The 18,471-nt window shown below is 56.5% G+C and carries 17 protein-coding genes; 1 reads left to right on the plus strand and 16 read right to left on the minus strand.

Going from position 1 to position 18,471, the window contains the following annotated elements:
* Nucleotides 1-835 precede the first annotated feature (835 nt).
* The 15 genes from MTR72_RS14920 to MTR72_RS14990 form a co-directional block, all read right to left on the minus strand.
* The gene (locus tag MTR72_RS14920; protein WP_280969035.1) at nucleotides 836-1,543 is read right to left on the minus strand and encodes an ABC transporter ATP-binding protein; all 708 of its coding nucleotides are present in this window, start codon (nucleotides 1,541-1,543) and stop codon (nucleotides 836-838) included.
* Complete coding sequence (locus tag MTR72_RS14925) at nucleotides 1,536-2,267, minus strand: ABC transporter ATP-binding protein (RefSeq protein WP_280969034.1); 732 nt, start codon at nucleotides 2,265-2,267, stop codon at nucleotides 1,536-1,538. The genes MTR72_RS14920 and MTR72_RS14925 overlap by 8 nt, the downstream gene beginning before the upstream one ends.
* Nucleotides 2,264-3,223, minus strand: coding sequence for a branched-chain amino acid ABC transporter permease (locus MTR72_RS14930; protein WP_280969033.1), 960 nt, complete (start codon nucleotides 3,221-3,223; stop codon nucleotides 2,264-2,266). Before MTR72_RS14930 ends, MTR72_RS14925 begins: the two co-directional genes overlap by 4 nt.
* A 130-nt stretch (nucleotides 3,224-3,353) precedes the next feature.
* Nucleotides 3,354-4,085, minus strand: a complete 732-nt coding sequence (locus MTR72_RS14935) for a branched-chain amino acid ABC transporter permease (RefSeq protein ID WP_341510451.1) — start codon at nucleotides 4,083-4,085, stop codon at nucleotides 3,354-3,356.
* Between the two features lie 51 nt (nucleotides 4,086-4,136).
* Nucleotides 4,137-5,300, minus strand: coding sequence for an amino acid ABC transporter substrate-binding protein (locus MTR72_RS14940; protein ID WP_280969031.1), 1,164 nt, complete (start codon nucleotides 5,298-5,300; stop codon nucleotides 4,137-4,139).
* Nucleotides 5,301-5,474: 174 nt separating this feature from the next.
* A complete protein-coding gene (locus MTR72_RS14945) occupies nucleotides 5,475-5,924 on the minus strand; it encodes a DoxX family protein (protein WP_280969030.1) in 450 nt (149 codons plus the stop codon).
* A 72-nt stretch (nucleotides 5,925-5,996) separates the two neighbouring features.
* Nucleotides 5,997-7,754 carry a CocE/NonD family hydrolase gene (locus MTR72_RS14950; protein ID WP_280969029.1) on the minus strand — a complete coding sequence of 586 codons (1,758 nt, stop codon included), beginning with the start codon at nucleotides 7,752-7,754 and terminating at the stop codon, nucleotides 5,997-5,999.
* Between the two features lie 289 nt (nucleotides 7,755-8,043).
* Nucleotides 8,044-8,952, minus strand: a complete 909-nt coding sequence (locus MTR72_RS14955; RefSeq protein WP_341510452.1) for a LysR family transcriptional regulator — start codon at nucleotides 8,950-8,952, stop codon at nucleotides 8,044-8,046.
* Between the two features lie 154 nt (nucleotides 8,953-9,106).
* The gene (locus MTR72_RS14960) at nucleotides 9,107-10,222 is read right to left on the minus strand and encodes an adenylate/guanylate cyclase domain-containing protein (protein WP_280969027.1); all 1,116 of its coding nucleotides are present in this window, start codon (nucleotides 10,220-10,222) and stop codon (nucleotides 9,107-9,109) included.
* An 85-nt stretch (nucleotides 10,223-10,307) separates the two neighbouring features.
* Nucleotides 10,308-11,246 (minus strand): lactate/malate family dehydrogenase, encoded by a 939-nt coding sequence (locus tag MTR72_RS14965; protein WP_280969026.1) that lies wholly within the window; start codon nucleotides 11,244-11,246, stop codon nucleotides 10,308-10,310.
* Between the two features lie 62 nt (nucleotides 11,247-11,308).
* Complete coding sequence (locus tag MTR72_RS14970; protein ID WP_280969025.1) at nucleotides 11,309-11,878, minus strand: NADPH-dependent FMN reductase; 570 nt, start codon at nucleotides 11,876-11,878, stop codon at nucleotides 11,309-11,311.
* A 116-nt stretch (nucleotides 11,879-11,994) separates the two neighbouring features.
* Entirely contained in the window at nucleotides 11,995-12,381 is a 387-nt protein-coding gene (locus MTR72_RS14975; RefSeq protein WP_280971337.1) for a nuclear transport factor 2 family protein, read from the minus strand.
* A 17-nt stretch (nucleotides 12,382-12,398) separates the two neighbouring features.
* On the minus strand, nucleotides 12,399-13,142 hold the full coding sequence (locus MTR72_RS14980; protein WP_280969023.1) for an SDR family NAD(P)-dependent oxidoreductase: 744 nt from the start codon (nucleotides 13,140-13,142) through the stop codon (nucleotides 12,399-12,401).
* 120 nt (nucleotides 13,143-13,262) lie between these two features.
* Entirely contained in the window at nucleotides 13,263-14,180 is a 918-nt protein-coding gene (locus MTR72_RS14985; protein ID WP_280969022.1) for a glyoxalase, read from the minus strand.
* 31 nt (nucleotides 14,181-14,211) lie between these two features.
* Nucleotides 14,212-15,066 carry a fumarylacetoacetate hydrolase family protein gene (locus tag MTR72_RS14990; protein ID WP_341510453.1) on the minus strand — a complete coding sequence of 285 codons (855 nt, stop codon included), beginning with the start codon at nucleotides 15,064-15,066 and terminating at the stop codon, nucleotides 14,212-14,214.
* 393 nt (nucleotides 15,067-15,459) lie between these two features.
* On the opposite strand from MTR72_RS14990, the gene MTR72_RS14995 reads away from it, so the two are divergent.
* On the plus strand, nucleotides 15,460-16,833 hold the full coding sequence (locus MTR72_RS14995) for an alginate export family protein (protein ID WP_280969020.1): 1,374 nt from the start codon (nucleotides 15,460-15,462) through the stop codon (nucleotides 16,831-16,833).
* 431 nt (nucleotides 16,834-17,264) lie between these two features.
* Here the strand turns inward: MTR72_RS14995 and MTR72_RS15000 are convergent, their stop codons facing one another.
* Complete coding sequence (locus MTR72_RS15000; RefSeq protein WP_341510454.1) at nucleotides 17,265-17,894, minus strand: response regulator transcription factor; 630 nt, start codon at nucleotides 17,892-17,894, stop codon at nucleotides 17,265-17,267.
* Nucleotides 17,895-18,471: the final 577 nt, after the last annotated feature.

Raw genomic sequence — 18,471 nt, forward strand, 5'->3', positions numbered from 1 at the left:
GCGGCCTTTTGGCCCCTTTTCATGTGATGGCGGCGCAACGAGGCCACGCCGCAGCGGGTTTTCCATTCCTCCGCTGAAATTCCCATAACGCTCCGGGATCCGCGATCGGTCCGCGCTTGATGAAGTTTATATATTTTCACCGGATGGGACACTGCTGCCCTTGGCTGCCAAGTTTGCCATGACCACGAGAGTGGATCCGAACAAGGGTCGCCGGCGCGTCCGCGCGTAAGCGTGAGGAGCGAGAACTGAAAATTGAGAAGCAGCCGATCGAACTTGCTGCGCTTGGCGGCTGCGTTTCCCTTTGTCCCCGCTTGCCTGAATACGCGAGCTTCGGGTAGAGGCGGTCGTTCCTTGATGCTCCTGCGCCGCAAACCTGCCCCTAAGAGCCCGGTAGAGGCGCGTCTTTGGTATCGATAGGCTGCTTCACGATAGCGATCGGGCGCCCCCCACCCGCAAACGACTTTGGCCCGCTCCGCAACGCCGAGAGCCGCCGCCGCAGTTTCTTGGTTTCAAGGAGCTTCCCTTCGCTTCGCCCCTCGGCCTGCACAAACTTCGTAGGGTTCATCCATCGAAATGGACCACTTGAGGCTCCAACATCCCTTGTCGTAATCGAACGTAGAACCCAACGTTCTCGCGCAAGGTCACCCCGGTCGAGCATTCGTCGTCCCGTGAATGGATGCCCGGCGCCGATACCACAACCACCTGTTCATTGTGTAGCGCATCGACCAACAGTTCCTTGTGATCGCCGGAATTCATCTATCACCCGTGATGGGTTCGTTCTCGAGCCGCCACTCAGGGTCGGAGTGCAAGCAACCATTGTAGACCACCGATGATGCTAGATACCAAGGAGGGCCTTGCCCACGGTCTCGTCCTTTTGCAGTTCTGCCGCAGTTCCTTGGCCGACCAGCTCGCCATTTTTGAGCACGTACCCGTAGTCGGCAAACCGCAATGTCAGGTGAGTATTTTGCTCCACCATCAACACGCTCACTCCACTGGCGATGATCCGAGGAAGGGCGCTGAACAACTCTTGGGTCAACAATGGAGAAAGCCCGAGCGACGGCTCATCAAGCATGAGCAACTTCGGTGCGGTCATGAGCGCACGACCGAAGCAGACCATTTGCTGTTCGCCGCCACTCATTGTGATAACGGCTTGGCCGAGCCGTTCGCCGAGGCGCGGAAATAGCGAAAGGATGAACTCCAGCCTGTCCTTCGCGCCTTTTGCCGCGCGTTTAGGATAAGCACCCATCAAGAGGTTTTCTCGCACGGTCATGTCGCCGAACAAACGGCGTCCTTCCGGCACCAAAGCGATTCCCGCTTCGACCAATTGCCAGGTGGGCAACCCGAGTAGGGAGCGGCCCTCCAGGCTGACCTGCGCACCAGACCGGGTGGGCACCAATCCCATAAGGGCTTTGAGCAAGGTCGACTTACCAGCGCCGTTGGAGCCTAAGATCACCACGATCCGGCTCCGGTCTAACCTGAGCGCCACATCGCGCAGAGCCATGTGCTGGCCGTAGAATACAGAAAGCGAACGAACTTCAAGCATTCTCGGTCCCCAGATAGGCACTGCGGACGGCGGCATCGACTAGCACCTGCTGCGGAGCACCTTCCGCGATCTTTACACCAGCGTTCATCACCACACAGCGGTCGCATAAATTGGAAATTGCCGACATTACGTGCTCGATCATAATGATCGTGCTGCCCTTCTGATTGAGGCTGCGAATAAGCTGAATGCCCGTATGTAACTCGGCAGTGCTGAGCCCGGCGAGCCATTCGTCGAGCAACAAGAGTTTTGGCTGAGCGACAATTGCGCGCGCAAGTTCCAGTCTCTTTTGGTCGATATAAGTAAGCTCGGAGGCTGGCCTGTCGAGCGAACTCTCTAACTCGACCCGAGTTAGGCACTCTTGCACGCGTCTTTCCATCTCGCGAAATCCAAGCCGGTGCGCGACAAACGCAATGCCGGCCAATACATTTTCCCGCACCGTCAAATGCTGAACAACCCGAACCAGTTGAAACGTTCGTCCAATGCCCGCGTGGAAAACTGCATGGGCAGCCATCCCGCTGATGTCCGTGCCGTCAAGGGCAATGCGTCCTCCGTCCGGCCGCAAAGCCCCCGAAATCAAGTTCATTGCAGTCGTTTTTCCGGAACCGTTGGGACCTATCAAGCCAAGTATCTCGCCACGGTTGACGGAAAAGGTGACAGAATTGACTGCCCGCAGCCCGCCGAATCTTCTGCTTACGCGATCAAGCTCAAGTAAAGGCGCTTTCAACGGACGGCCTCCAGCTCAGACCTTGGCATTAGGCGCGCGAGCAGCAGTCTGCCGCGACGCGCCACGAAACCATAGATGCCGTCGGGCAATAGATAAACAATGATCATGAAAATGATACCAATCAGCAGGGTGTAGTGATTGGGAAACTTTGTGCCCAGCAGTTCAAACAAGATGGTCATCGGGATTACGCCGATCAGAGGACCGAAGAGCGATTGTGTTCCACCCAATAGAGCCATGATCAAGATCTGAAATGAGACCGCGGAATTGAAGGCGATCGTCGGATCCACATATGTCCAGCGCGGAGCCATGACGGCACCAGTCAGGGTGATGAATACTGAGCTGGCGACGAAAAGCGCCAGTTTGGTCCTGGTGGTATTCACTCCGAAATGTCCAGCCATGACTTGATCGCCACCAATGAGGCGCAATGCGAAACCGACCCGCGAGCGGTTGAGCGCGATGCCCACCGTAAATATGATCCCCACCATTGCTAGAAGCTGCCAGAAGATTTGGCTCTGGCTGGTCTCGAGAAACACATAACGTCCGACTGAATGGGTGACCTTGATCTCGTACCAGTTGACGAGTTGCCGAACCAATTCGGTCACACCGAAGGTGAAGATGACGAAATAGACGCCGGCAAGCCGCAACGTCGCCATCCCGATCAAAAGCGACAATCCGCCTCCAATTGCAGCCGCAACCAAGAGGACGATCGGCCAAGACATGGACTCGCCCAGAACAGCCACTGTGTACGCCCCGATACCATATAGGGCCGCACTAGCGAGAGAAATGTACCTCGTAGGACCACAAAACAGCCCCCAAGCCGTTGCCATGACGATATAGCTCAGCGCGTTGATGGCGAAGGACAGGTGATAATCTCCGATAAAAAGCGGGAGAAGAGCCACCAACGCGCAGCATGCAACCACCCATCCGTAAGCCAAAGCAGAGAATGCTTTATTCATGTCGAGCTCCAGAGGCCGCGCGGGTAGAACATCAGGGTCAGGATGAACACGGCGTACACAACAGCAATCGTAAGACTTGGATCAAGGAAGGCTGTAACGAACACTTCGACGAGACCAAGCAGCAAACCAATCAGCAGCGCACCGGCAATATGCCAACGCCAGCGATAATCACGACAATCAACGCCTTCATCGTGAACGTCACGCCAAGCTGCGCGGAAAAAGTGATAAAGGTGCTGAACAGTACGCCGCCAAGCGCGGCAACTGCACCGCCCAATGCGAAAGCGAGAGCCGAGGCACGTACAATATCGACGCCGACGAGGGATGCCCCGACTTCATCGGATGCCACTGAGCGCAACGCAGTACCGCTCCGCGTCCGCGTCAAGAAAAACCAAAGCACAGTACCAATCACCAATGAGCAAAATAACGCTATGAGGCGATTAGCTGCCATGACCGCACCGAATATGGCAACCGGTACGCTCAGGTATGTATAACTGGTGAAGTTGCCACCGAACAGGACAAGCAGTAGCCCCTGGATCGCGAACGAGAGTCCAAAGGTGAAGAGAATCGAATCCGTCTCGAGCGCACCGGCGTCCGGCGCTCGCTGGACAAGCGGCACCAACATTCCGCGGTAGATGCTCCAAGAAAGTCCAAAGATCGCCGGCGCGACCAACGTTCCAGTGATGAGCGGGCTCAGCTGGAAATGATTGAACAGCACGAAAGCCACGAAGCAGCCAACGACGATCATCTCGCCGTAGGCGAGGTTCATGATGCGAGCGACACCGTATTGCAATGTTAAGCCCATTGCAGTGATGGCGTAGATCGCACCGAGCGAAATGCCGGACAGGACGGCGTTCAGTAACATGGGAACTCCCATATCCGGCTAACCAGCAGGTCATAGATTGGGCGCTAAGCCTCAGTTGGACTTCCGCCACACCGGCTTTGGAAAGACCATTTCGGTCGCACCGGAATTTCCATCGTGAGCTAACCCGGCTAGTTCGCCGTTTTGCCACTGGCCGACCTTAGGCGCGTTGGTCATTTGTTGCCCGGCGAACGACACTTCGCCAAGAATCGTCTTGAATGTTCCTTCCTTCAGGCGGGTGGCAATACGTTTCTGATCGAGACCGACCTCAGCAATGACCTGCTCGAGCGCCTGTAGGGCAGCATACATCGTGAAGCTGCCAGAACGGTCAGGTTCTTGGCCGGTCACTTCCTTGTGGCGTGCGATATAGGATTTGGCATCGTCGCTTTTGGGATCGATGCCGCCGAGCGTCATTACGCCTTCAACAGCGCTGCCAAAGCGATTGCGATAGAGCGGGAACGCCCCACCGATTCCAATATAGAAGACGCTCGGATTGTAATCGAGCAGTTGCGCTTCTTCGGTAAGCGCAATCGTATCCGGCGGATAAGAGAAGGCAACGAAGACCTTCACGTCCTTCGCCTTCATCTCATTCACGATGGGCGCGAAATCCTGTGTCCCTGCAGGATAGGTCTTGTCGAACTTTATCTCGAACCCATTTTTCTTCGCCGCTGCACGAAAGCCGGCAGCAAGATCAATGCCGAAGCCATCGCCGACAGAAACCATAGCCACACCGGCATCAATTTTTCCAGCTTCTCTTAACCGCTTGAGTTGCTCCACCAATGCGTCGGCGTACGAGGCGCTTGTACCCGAGAGCCAAAAGCTGAGCGGCCAACGCTTCGCCAGCTCTGGGGCCCTGTCGGTGATGGCGGTTGGCGTGATCAGAAGACGCTCGGAGCGAGCGTAGAGTGGCGCGACAGCGAGGTTGATAGCTGTGCCCCAAGGAGCCAGCATTAGATCGACTTTGTCCTGCGTTAGAAGCCGTTCGGTGGCACGTACCGCCTCCTCCGAACTGGACCGATCATCATGTTCGATTAGCTCGATCGCTATCCGTTTGCCTGCAACGTTCAGCCCGCCGCGATCATTGAGCTCTTTTATCCAGAGCTTGTAGTTGGGCACCTGGGTCGTCATTGCCCCGCCCGAGTTGGGACCAGTCTTGGAAATGACGTAACCAATACGAACCTTCTCCTGCGCGACAGCAGCGAAACTGCCTGCGATCATCAGGCTTCCAACTATCGTAGCTGTCTGCGCCCTTCGCAGCATCGATCGCATCATCTTCCTCCTCGGTTACACTCTCATTTCGTTCGCATACGCCGGCGAGCGGCATTTTCAGTCGGAACGCCGACCCCTCGTCATGAAGTTTCCTTGGATTTCTCGGCTGGTCGCCGCCGGCACTTATATGTTCGGTCCGCGAGCGCCGACCAGAGGTGTCCGCTTTACGCTGAGGCTGAACCTACCAGGACCACTCGCCAGGTAGAGAACCAGGCCGCCAATGATCGCGACATTCTTGAAGAGATGTATCACCTGCCCAGCTTGAGCTTCGGGCGGATACGTCCAAAAGCTATGTCCGATCCACGTCGCCATAACCACAAACACAGCAAGCCCGATCGCCGTGAATCTTGGTATGAAGCCCGTCAAGAGCAACACGGTCCCACCGATCTCGGCAAGCAGCGCAAGCGCGGAAAGCACCTCCGGAAACGGCAACCCCTTCGCGGCGATCAACGGCGCTAAACCGATTGGATTCCCGAGTTTTCGGGTCGCACCGAACAGAAATAGTGCCGCAAGGCAGATTCTCGCGATCAGCAATGCAACATCATTAGAACGGACATATGGCTCGCGCTGCATATCGACGTCTCTGAGAGGGAAACCATGAGATGAACATGACTTTAGCCAGGAGCGAAGAGCGCCTGAACCGATCTACTTCTCCGCCGGAATGATCGGCAGCAGCAAGTGAGATGGATGGTCAGCGGTGTGGTAGACCTTGTGAACAACCGTCTTGCTTCGGCAGATGTGATACGGAGCGTACTCTACGTTCGTCATGGCACAGACGCCCGTCGGAACATCCATGCTCATGATTTCGAGGCAGATTCGGTGCCCCTTGTTGAACTGATTGGCAGTCGACAAGATTTCAATCTTGTACTCGTTGATCTCCCCTGGCACCACGGGCTTTCGCGCCTCCCTCGTCAACTTGTGGAATGGCGCCCATGGTTTTGATCTCGCCTCATCCAGCGCTCGATAGGATGCCTTCAGCCAGCCTCGCGTAAGTTCCCGCTCCTTCAGGTCGGTCGGGACGTCACGTTCTCCCTCTCTGGCCGTCACAACGGACACGTCCGGGCCCACGTCCTTCAGGACCACGATCCAGTTCGTGTCATCGTCGTCGATTGCGGCGTAGAGCGTCAGACTAATCGGACCGGCAACGAGAAGATCCTCGGGCAACGGGTCCGTCATGTAGCGCAACTTCTGAATCTTCCTCGTCTTAGTGAGAGGCATTTGCACGAACGAGTCCGGCTCATTGTCAGCATTGCTGGTGTGGCTAGAGGGCTCGGGCGCCTCCTCAGTTAAACGCTCCCAACCGCTCAAAAACATCTTCTTCCATTGCGTCTCAGGCAACGGCCAGTCGGCCCCGGTCCGCCACTTGTTGGCTCCCATGACCCAATACTTGACAGCGGGCTCGTCCATGATGCCCGTCTGCTTTCCCTTCAGCCAATGGTCGAACCAGCGGATAATTTCATCGTGGTACGAATGGAATGGACGCTCAACATGCGCCGGGCCGGTGAAAATCAACTTCTTCGGCGCGTTGCAGTTCTGGAAATAGTGCTGCGCCCCCTGCCAATGCATCTTGTACGTGTAAGCATAAGCACCGGACCCCGTGTAAAACGGAATCTGGATCTTCTTGAACTTTTCCTCAGCCTTCGTCAGTGTCGCCTCATCTTCGTAAGGATCGACCATCACCTGATACATCAAGCCTGAACGCTGCCCTTTTTGGGTAAGAATGTTGTAGAGGTTGGCGTACATCTTGTAATCGGGGTTCGCCATTGCCTCCTTCCACCACGTCTCGTGGGGTTCGGGCAGCACTTGGGGGATTCCTCTACTTTCGTGAACGCAACTGAAAACGTCCAAGAGATACGGCATTGTCTGGATCACCCCTCCCGGATGAAAATCACGGAAGCCCCAGATCTCCCCGTATGCCGAGCACGCATCGTAAGGAAAGATCGCCTTCAGATTTGGATGCTGCTGCGCCGCCGATCGCCACTGCTCACCGGCGAAAGCCGAAATTCCGATCATCCCGACGCTGCCATCACACCAAGGCTGGGCGACGATCCATTCTATGAGATCATAATGATCCCATTCCTCCTGCATAAATTCGCCTTCCGATTTCCCGACACCACGAGATTGGGCGATCACATGCACATAGCCGTTCTTGAGCAGCCGCCGCGTGTCGCCGGCCTCAATCGGGCCAAACCACAATGAGGAGTGCGCAGGCTGCGGTGGAATGACGTCAGCCATGCCGGGATGCTGCATATCCTTGTTATGCAAGGCACAGGCGTAGAGGACCGGGTATTTTCCAGATTCCGCGGGACGAAACACGTCGACAGCCAACCTGGCGCCGTCCCGCATTGGCACCATGACGTCGAGGTCTTGGACGATTTGGTTCTGCGCTCTATCCTCGGTCAATTGCACCTCCCACTGTTCCTGAATGTTTGAACAGCACACCGCGGGACTAGTAGTCCCAACGCGAGCCTTCGTTATGCCGCGTTCTTACTGGGAGAGTGAATCGTTGGAAAATGAATGTTATCGCTCCGACGCATCAATGCCGTTTATGCATCGGGCTGTTCTCTCATTGAGGACTGGCGAAGCTAAGTGGACGGGTCATGGCGTCCGCTTCGGCTCGGTCGGATGGCAGGCACCGCGCTTGCGATCTTACGTTCCTGATAACCGGAAAGGCGGCAGGTAGATCGGCCCGTCAGAGATTCAGAGCCTCTTCTTTCAGCAGGCCTCGCACCCAAGTGACGGCATAAACCCCAGCCAGATGTGGTGGGCTTTGAATGCCCTCGACTAACGGCGGGATATCTATCGGACACGGCAGGATTTTGAGCGGCCAATGCTTGATATATTGCTGTGCTAGACGCGTATGGACCGTCGCGATGCGCTTCGTGCCGACAATCAATTCCGGCATGAGTGTGAAATTGGGTGCGGTGACATCGATCTGCCGCCGCCTTCCAGACTGCCTGATGTGACGTTCCTCAAAGGAAAGATGATCCACATCATACATGAACGGCTTTACAGCTATGTGCCTCATACTGAAGTACCCCTCCAGAGACAATGTTAGGGGAGCAGCGTCAGCATCAACAATGCAACAATACTTTTCCGAGAACAACGGCATGAACGGGAGATCCTCCGAAGCGTATGCTTCTGGAATGATCAAGATGTCGATTTCTCCACGCTCCAGCTGCTCCAAGAATCGAGTGCCCATCACCGGCAGTATTTCCACCTGCAATCCAGGTGCTTCTCGACTGATCCTTCGCAACACGCTTGGCAGGAGTACGCTCGCGACGAAGTCAGAAGCCACGATGCGCATTTCATGAGATAATTTCGAAATGTCTAACTGGGGTCTCGCTGATATAACCGTCTGCACACGGATAATCACCTCGCGAACAGACCCAGATAATTGTTCCGCAAACGGCGTAAGCTGCATTTGACGACCAACTTTGACAAGCAACTCATCACCAAAATAGACGCGCAAGCGAGCCAGTGCAGCACTCATCGCGGACTGGGTCACGTACAATCTTTCGGCCGCGCGCGTAACGCTTCGCTCCGTCAACAACGCATCAAGGCTCACCAATTGATTTAAGTCCAGATTGCGAAAATGCATCGGAGCCTCTCAGCTGGGTTACAATTTACTTTAGGTCATATGTTCAGATACGGTTTCCCGCCCGCCCCGTTATACGAAAGGATGGAGGCATTCTCCTATTTCCTTGCAATCCACGGATGTCGATCGACGCTTGCGGGATCCCCTTCTTCCAAATTCAAGGCCAAACACGCGGCGCAAACAGCTCAATCTCATCTGAGAAGTCGCGCACTTTAACGGATCCAATCGCCTCGAATTCATCGAGGTTAGCTGCGAACTCTCTGGTGGCTAAGACCTCGCGGCCAATCTCCTTTGCCACCGCCTGCAATCTGCTTGCGAGATTTACTGCTGGACCCACGACAGTAAAGTCGAGACGGTCGATGCCGCCCACATTGCCGTAGGCCACCTGCCCAAAGTGTAAAGCCACTCGGAATGCGAGCGATCGACCAGAAGCGCCAAGCTTCTCACGCGCATCCAACAGTGCAGAGTAGGCCCGTCTGCGCCCCATATCAGGACTCTCACCATTACATGGGGGAAAAATGGAAAGCAGGCCGTCGCCTATGAACTTCAGAACCTCTCCCGAGTGCTTGGAAACTGCATCGGATAGGGCACCGAAATAGTCGTCTAAGAGCGCAACTATCTTGTCGATCGGCTCGACGTTGCTCATTCTGGTGAATCCGGCGACATCCGCGAACATCATCGGAGTTTCTAGAGTGGTGTGAAAACCCCGACGAACATGACCGTCCAAAACGCGACTGGCCTGTTCGCGACCGATATAGGTCGCCAAGAGCTCCCGGGTTTGCCTTCGTAACACCATAGGCTCGAGGGCAATGGCAAGACCCTGCGCGGCGTCCTCAAGAGCGGCGACATGCGAGATCTTCCATCCTGATTCGCGGTCGGTCGAAAAGCTCACGGCGTGCAAACTGCCATCACTAAAACGCATCGGAATCGCAAGGTAGTCCGTCTCGCCGCTTTCCTTCAAAGCGGCCAGCATGCGATGATCGCGAGGTTGAATTCGATCGAGGCGTCTGCGGAAAGGACGTTCGGTTCGATAGATCACGTCAAAAGGGCTGCCGGCGAACCCTGGAGTCTCGCTGATGTCGTGAGGGACCTCGTATTTCTCGATGCTCCCGGAGCGCCGGGACCATAGAAGCCCAGTAGCCCAGGAGACGGGGCTCAATACGCGCGGAGACAGCCGTACTCGGGACAGCGGGATACCGCTCGCCAACAGGTGATCAATGACGCCGGACAACAGCGCTTCTGGTCTCTGAAGATAGCGACCCTCTTCGATCAACCACTCTCTCGTTGAGTCATGCCGCACGCTGGATCTCTACTGAGCCTTCGCCATGTCGATCAAACGATCGCGGGATTAGTCACGGCTAAACTCTCGATTGCTGAACGGCTTGGCGCAGTACTTCAGCACTCCGCTGGAGCGCCTTTGCCTCGCCATCGTCCATATCAGGATCGAAGGTGCGAATGATCCCCCGCCGCCCCAACATCGTGGGAAGCGACAAAGTCGTACCGTAGTTTGGGTGATAGGAGCCCACTGGGAGCACCAGCCTTTCGTCGCGGAGAATGACATTTGCGAGCCGAGCGGTCACAAGCCCGATCCCGAGTTGGCTGGCCCCACTGCCTTCGATAATGGTTATGTTGGCATATCGGACCTCCCGTTCGATGCGTTGTTTGAAGTCGGAGAAGTCGGGATTGCTTTTTCCTTCAAATAATTTTCGGATAGGCGCCCCGCCGATGCGAGCGGAGGACCACAGAAACACCTGCGAAATCCCGTGTTCGCCGACGACTTGCGCCTCGACCGCCGATGGATGCACGCCGAACTGCTCCGCAAGATGGAATCGGAAGCGTTGAGTATCGAGAAAGGTGCCGGCGCTCAGTACGCGTTCATGCCCCGCTGTCTCTCGCGCGAGATCGGCAAGCGCATCTGGTGGATCCGTCACGATGAGCAGAATAGCGTCTGCAGCCGCCTTCAGGATTTTCGGTATCAAATCACGGTAGATTTCTGCATTTGCGGACAGAAGGCGCAAGCGCCCCTTGGGATCGTTCCTGTCCGTTGCACCGCCAGTCCTTTCGTTGATCCCTGCGGTCACGATCACAAGGTCGGCGCCTTGAAGATCGGGATACTCACCGGCCAAGAGCTTCACGGGTCTAATGAGGGCTGCACCATACTGGATGTCCGTAACGGTGCCTTCGGCTCGCGCCCGGTCCCTATTGACGACCACGATCTCCTGTGCGCTGCTGGAAGTCACCAAGGCCAGTAAGCAAGCCCTACCCACTCCTCCAATGCCAACGAGACCAACCTTCATGAGAACCTCCGACCTTCGGTCACTTTGGTCTGCGATCGGGCTGGATCATGGACCCTTCTTAGTCAGCCCGTTCGTCTTATGATTTGGGCCCAAGACATCAGCGATTGCAAGAGTTCGGAGACCATGGATCTTGTCGGCTCGTCGTGGAGACGCCCGTCCTCGGAAAATCGAGACGTCGCCTGACCGATCATCACTTCGGGCTTATTGACAGGAAAGGCGTTAAGGTAGACTAGCATCTGCCTCAACTGATACTGGGCCCTGGAGGTCCCAAGAATTCCCCCGCTCACTCCCATAATCGCCACCGGCATGCCGTTGAACGGTTGAAGGGGACCCCGCGAAGCCCAATCGATCGCGTTCTTCAGCGCTCCCGGAATCGAATAATTGTATTCGGGAGATACGAATAGGACCGCGTCCGCTGCCGCCACTTGCGATCGGAAGCGTGCGACCGCCGCAGGATAACCGACTTCCCGGATATCTTCGTTGTAATGAGGCAGGTCGCCGATTTCGGCTTGGGAAATTGTCATTCCAGCCGGCGCCAATTCACATGCCGCTCGGAGAGCTGCGGAATTGTAGGATTTCCTGCGCAAGCTCCCGGAAATGCCGAGCACGTTGAGTTTCTTGCTTTCGGCCATAACTTTGTGCTCCTACTACAGCATGGCAGCCCGCGACAGGTCCTATTGATGTTTATCTGCCGTGGCGGCGACTTTTCTTCGCCGGCCCCTTCGCCACGCCGCCGCAAAGTGTCGTATCAGGTGGTCCGTGGAATGGGCGTGGGCTGATAGGCAAGCAGGCTCCACTGACCGTCTTGTCGGATCCAGATCGCGAGCGAGCGATTGTCCAATTGCCTTTCGGAGCCGGCGACCGCAACTCGCGCGACCATCCGTCCCACGACCATCGCCATGTCACCGAACACGCGTATTTCCTCTTCGGGCCTCGCTATTGCGAAGTACTTGAAATGACCCGATTCGACGTGGCCCAGATACTGCTCCTTCGTGTCGCGTTGACCGTTAGAATGCGTGTATACGAGCTTATCGGAGAGCAACTGATCGAGCGTGGCGACGTCGTTGTTCAACATTGCCTTGTAGCGACGATCTTCAAGTGTCTTAATCTCCGTAGTCGCTGTAGGAGCCTGCATATGAGTTCTCGTCCCTTTCAGAGCGTTCGACCGGCATCGAGTTTGAGCTGGCTTCCCGTCATGTGAGGCAATGAATCACCGAGCACGAACGCGGCGTATCGTCCCAACTCGTCCGCTTCCACGACCGACCCGAGCGGCAGCGATTGGGCAGCCTTTTCCAAATATCCCGGCATGTTGCGGGTCGCCTCGGTGGAGGTGGTCCCCGGAACTAGCGTGTTTACACGGATTCGGTGCGGAGCCAGCTCAATCGCGAGGGCATGCATCATGGCATGCACCCCTCCTTTGCTTGCCGCATAGCCCATAAGGCCGGGAACCGGCCTGAGGGCAGCCGATGACCCCGTAGCCAGGATCGATCCGCCTGCACCTTGCCTTACCAGAATCCTTGCCGCCGCAGCGACGGTGAGGAACGTGCCCGTCAAATTGACTTCGATGGTCCTCTTCCAATTATCCAAGCTCAAGTCGATGGCCGGCGTCTGGTCGCCTATTATGCCGGCATTCGCCACCGCGGCGTCGACTTTACCGAACGAGCGTTGCGTCACCTCGAACAGGTTAGAGACGCTTTCTGGATTTGAAATATCTGCATAGACCGCCGTCGCCTTCGCTCCACGCCGCCGGATTTCTTCTGTCGTGGACTCAAGTTTTTCCAGCATTAAGCCAGCAGCAACGACCGTCGCTCCGTCGGCAGCGCATGCGAGCGAAACAGCCCTTCCGATCCCGGATTCCGCGCCGGTAACGACGACGACTTTCCCGTAGAGAGCCATATTTGCCACTCGATTCGATAATCGACGAGTCTTGCGCGCTAATCGTTGAGCATGGCGCCGGAGTCGATCTTCAACTCACCTAACCGATTAGGATCCCAAGCCCCGCGACAAAGATGCCTGCTACGACTTCTGGAGGGCCTCCCACGGAGCGAAGTGGGAATGGTGTTCCAACCAGGCACGCGGCGGCACAGTCCCCCATCGGTTGACGAGCTTCACGTTGGATAGGTCGGGCGGACAATCCACCACTCGCGGCTGGAAATCGGCACCATCATGCATGATCTCCATCTCCGAAGAGCATTCGACGAGAAAGCCGGCAGGGTCAACGTAGTACGTGAACAGATTGTCGCCGGCTCCATGTCGGCCCGGCCCCCATACCATTGAGCGATCGACTGCATCGAGAAGGTCACCTAGTCTCATGAAATCGGTGAATTGCGCAAACTCCCACGCAAAGTGATGCAGCCCCGGTTCTCCGCTCTTCGCGATCCCAACCGTGTGGTGACGCCCGTCCGCCGCGCGGAGCCAAATCAATTCGTTGTTGACCGTACGCTCTGATAGCTTGAGACCAATCGCCTTGCTGAGCTCTGTGTAGATCGTCCACGGGTCACGCGCAGCCAGATTCACATGGCAAATTCCTTTCGGATGAATGCCCGGCCCGGGATATCTACGCCGTTGCGTCTCGGGCATTGGCGTGTGAACCTCGATGACGTGCCCTTCTGACGTGGCAAATGTCACGGAGCGTGAAATGCAGTCGAGCGACGGCTGCTCGCTCAATACACGCAATCCAGCTTCGCGAATCTTGACCGCGGCCCGATCGACTGACCCAGCGTCCGGCGCCTCCAGTCCGACGCACCGCGCCGCGTTTTGAGTCGCCTGGTAGAGGACGAGCTCGGCGTGCTTTGAACCGGAGCTCAATATGGCTTTGGCATCGCTGCGCTCGACCAGCTGGAGCCCCGTGATATCGATTGCATCCTTTACACAGGCATCTAGATCCTGCACGTTCAAGGACATGTAACTCTGGCGCACCACGAGTGGGGTCACGGAAGTCCTCCCTAGATTTAATTAGACTTGATTAGGCCGCGATGGATGCTTGCGGCTCGTCCTTAATTGGATTGCGCAGAATGCCGATACCCTCGATCTCGATCTCGCAGACATCACCATCTTTCATGAACAAAGGCGGCTTGCGCGCGAAGCCGACTCCGGCAGGAGTGCCGGTTACGATCACGTCACCAGCCTCCAGGGTGAATACCTCGCTGGCGAAAAAGACCAGGTCGGCAACGCTGAAGACGAGATCATGCGTATCGGCAGACTGGACGACTTGACCGTTCAATCGCGTTTCTAGGCGAAGGCCAGCGGCGCCCCTGGGCAATTCGTCCGCCGTCACGAATTCAGGCCCGAAGGCACCTGTCCCGTCGAAGTTCTTGCCGACCGTCCATTGAGGCGATTTGAACTGATAGTCCCTGATAGATGCGTCATTGAAGATCGAATAGCCGGCAACGTGGTCGTGCGCGTTCGCGCGGGATATCCGTCGACCTCCCCTTCCGATGACAGCAACGAGCTCGCCCTCGAAGTCGAGCTGTTCGGACTCCGAAGGGCGAAGGATGGCTTCATCATGTCCGACGAGGCTCGAAGCGAAGCGGGGGAAAAATGGCGGATAATCCGGAACGTTCTTGTAAGGACTTTCCGCGGCATGATCGACGTAGTTCAGACCTACGCAGATGATCTTGGGCGGGCGCGAAATCGGCGGAAGGAAGCGAAGGCCGGCTGGATCGAGCGCCTTTCCTGCCGAATTGGCCACCGCAGCCAACGCGCCCGGCCCCTCAGCCAAGAGCTCGAGTAGGCTTTTTGAGCCGAGATCCAACAGGTCGCCACCCTTGCGGACGGCCAAACCTTCTCTTTCATCTTTTCGGTAGCTGACAAACCGCACGCCTAGTCTCCTCGGAATGACGTGCCGGCCGATTTGCCAGCGGGAGAACCTAGCGTCAAGCTGAGGCATTACATCCTCGGGCTCGACGTGCGAACCCCGTGTTCGGCGACGGCGAACACCAAGATGTCTCCGGTCAGTACGAATCCCTTGTAATGTCGGCGAGCGGACAGCTCGCGCAATCGCATTGACCGGATTGAGGTTTAAACGTCCCGGTTGGAACTGGTTACATATGCGAATTCCGTACGTGCTTTCGCCGCAGATCCACGATGGAGCGAGAACGATGTTGCAAGTGCCCGCCGCATTTGGACTTCGATCGTCCTCGTGACACCTGCGATAGACGGACGGCCACGAGCCAGAGCTTGCATCCTGCTCGGTTTCCTCCTGCTCGGCACCATGTTCAGCGGAACGACCGCCGCGCTTGCGCAACAGACGACCGTGAAGGAGACGGTGGCACCTGCACTCAAGTCATTGCGTTACGATGAAGACTATCGTTACTTGAGTGACCCGACGAAACGCAGTGATCCATGGGATGCGATCAAGTACATTCCGCTTGGCTTCCCGAGCTGGTTTTTGAGCCTGGGCGGTGAAGTGCGAGAGCGCTTCGAGAGCTATTCTGCAGGAAATTTCGGTGTTCCAGGGAAAACCGGCGATAGCTACCTGTTGCATCGCGTACTTTTGCATGCAGACCTGCACGCTGGTGACAGCGTTCGCGGATTTGTGCAGCTTGGAAGTCATCTTGCTCCGGGAAAAGATCTTGCTGCGCCGCCCTATTTCGATGTTTCTGACGTGCAGCAGGCGTTTTTCGATATTCGGCTTCCTGTGACTGGAAATGCGAATATTGATCCAGATGTGCGGATTGGTCGTCAGGAACTGGCGTTTGGCGCACAGCGCCTGGTCTCGATAAGGGACGCCCCCAACGTCCGCCGAGCTTTCGATGGTTTCCGCATCGGCGGCTCGATCGCTGATGTTCGGCTGGACGCGTTTGTCACACGGCCGGTCTTGCTGCACGCCGGAGCTTTCGACGACTACTCCAGTCCCTCGCAAGCGTTCTGGGGCCTGTACACCACGGTGCCAAAAGGCGTGATCCCCAACTCTGGGCTAGACCTCTACTACCTCGGATTCGAGAATAGAAATGCACTGTTTAGCGCGGGAGCGGGCGTAGAGCAGCGACACGCCATCGGCGCACGCGTTTTCGGCGGCGCCGCCCCATGGGACTGGGATTGGGAAGCGCTTGGGCAATTCGGAAGCTTTGGCCAACAGGAAATCCGCGCTTGGGGCTTTTCGACAGATACGGGCTATACGTCAGCTGTCGGCAGTTGGAAGGCTCGGAGTGGCTTCAAGGCGACGGTCGGCAGTGGGGACAGCAATCCGCAAGATGGCAAGCTTGGCACTTACGGCGGATTTTTTCCAAAGCTCGCTTATTTTAATCAAGCCGGTTTGATCGGCGCCTCCAATGTTGCCGACTTGCAGCCGTCGCTCACTCTCAGGCCGACCGATCAACTGAAGATAACGATGGCCTGCGACTTCATCTGGAGACAAACAATCAAAGATGCCGTCTACACGTCCGTGGGAATTCCGATTGCCGGGACGGCAGGAGTTCCGGGACAATACAGCAGCACGCAGTATTCCATCGACCTCTTCTGGCAAGCAGACCGTCACGTCTCGATCAATGCCGGATACGTCTACGTGGACGTAAGCAGGTCCCTCCTAAAGGTTGGCGGCCATAACTCGAGCTTCAGCTACATCTCAGCTGCGTATTCGTTTTAGACGTCGAGATGCTGTATCGACGTGCTGAAGCAAGACTCCCGATTTCGTCAGCACTGGATTGATCTCCCCCAGCGTGGGCAGCAGCACGCCCAAGGCGGAAAGCGGGCCAGCAAGCTAATCCAACCAGGTCCCGCCGCTGGATCGCTGGGCAAGCCCTCTGGGCTCCTTGATGTTGCAACTTTAAGAGACCCCTCAGAATTCAACATCCGGTCTGGGAATTCCGACGCATCGTCCTTGTCGTTATAGAGGATTGCTCCACCCCAGCGCTCCACTCCAAAGCATCTTAGATCGAGCGCAAGAGCGTGCTTGGGCTAGAAAACGACAAACTCGCTGGCTTTTGCGCGGCAAGATTGCGCTGCGACTTAGTCCAAGTAATTGCAAGCCGCTGAGCTTGGGTCCGCTCGCGTCAGCGAGCTGGGCTGCAGGAGCGCTCATCTTTGAAAGAGCGGCTGCAGGACTTCCCGTGATATCACAAGGCGCACGAGCTCCGTTGTGTTCCGCACCGCAAGCTTTCTGATCAGATTACTCCGGTAGGTCTCCACCGTGCGCGCACTTAACCCAAGGATCCGGGCGATCTCTTTCGTGTTTTTTCCACTTGTTAGATGCGACAGCACTTCGCCCTCTCGATGTGTAAGGCGTGGCCGTCCCCGAAATTGCATCTTATTCACGTAGGGCCGGCGTACGCCTAAAACCCCAACGACTGCCCGCACCAGATCTTCAGGTGCAACGGGTTTCTTGAAAACGTCCGCCGCTCCATGCCGCAGCGCCCTCACCGCCGTTGGGATATCCGCGCGCTCCATGACGATGATGATGGGCACCGTGCATCCGCCACTTCTGAGGCGTGCAAGCAGGTCGACGGCAGATCCTGCTTCGCCCGCCAGGTCGGCTACGATACAGCCTGCTTGAGCGTTTCGTACTCCGACCTGGAGACCGGATGGTTCGTCACAGCGCGCGACCAGCAGGCCAGCGCCTGAAAGAATGTCGAACAATTCGTGGTGGTTGCCGCTTCGGTCGACGTACAGCAGCACGCTCGAACCATCGGCACTGCGTGAACTCGACATCACTCGCACATCCGTACTTGTTTGTGTTCCCAGACGCGCCGTGGCTCACAACGGGAATGCAGACTTCGATGATAGGCCAACTGGCATAGATGCCCGGAACACTCGAAGTGCTCGCCGATGTTGATCATGCTCAGCTTGTCCGTCAGCCAGTGCTCCCTGAACGAAGGCTTCGCTTTGTGGAAATTGACCTACCCACCAAACGCCCTGCGTACCACCATAGCCGAGATCTCGGCATTTCCGGTCCCAAGCTGTGAGAGGCTGGCACAAGGAGTGCAGATCTCGAAGTGCGGCCCCGACTGAATTTAAGATCAGCGATCCTTGTCGACCTGTGCGCGAAGTTGCGGCTCCGAGCGCCAGTATTATTTCCCGATTAGATGCGCCACTTTCGACGGGTTTATTTTTGAATATAGCGATAGTTTCATCGCGCTTGCGTGTCAGGTCCACTGGTAGAGAGATCAACTATATCCTCTTCCAGTCAAATTTTTGCTCTTGGCCCGACCTTCCCTCGGTGGGGCTCATGCCCACAAGGCCTCTGTCCCGGTATTTTCTCCAATCAAGCCTCACGGGTGTTTTCCTC

This window comes from Bradyrhizobium sp. ISRA442, assembly GCF_038085055.1.
In the GTDB taxonomy this organism is placed as follows: Bacteria; Pseudomonadota; Alphaproteobacteria; order Rhizobiales; family Xanthobacteraceae; genus Bradyrhizobium.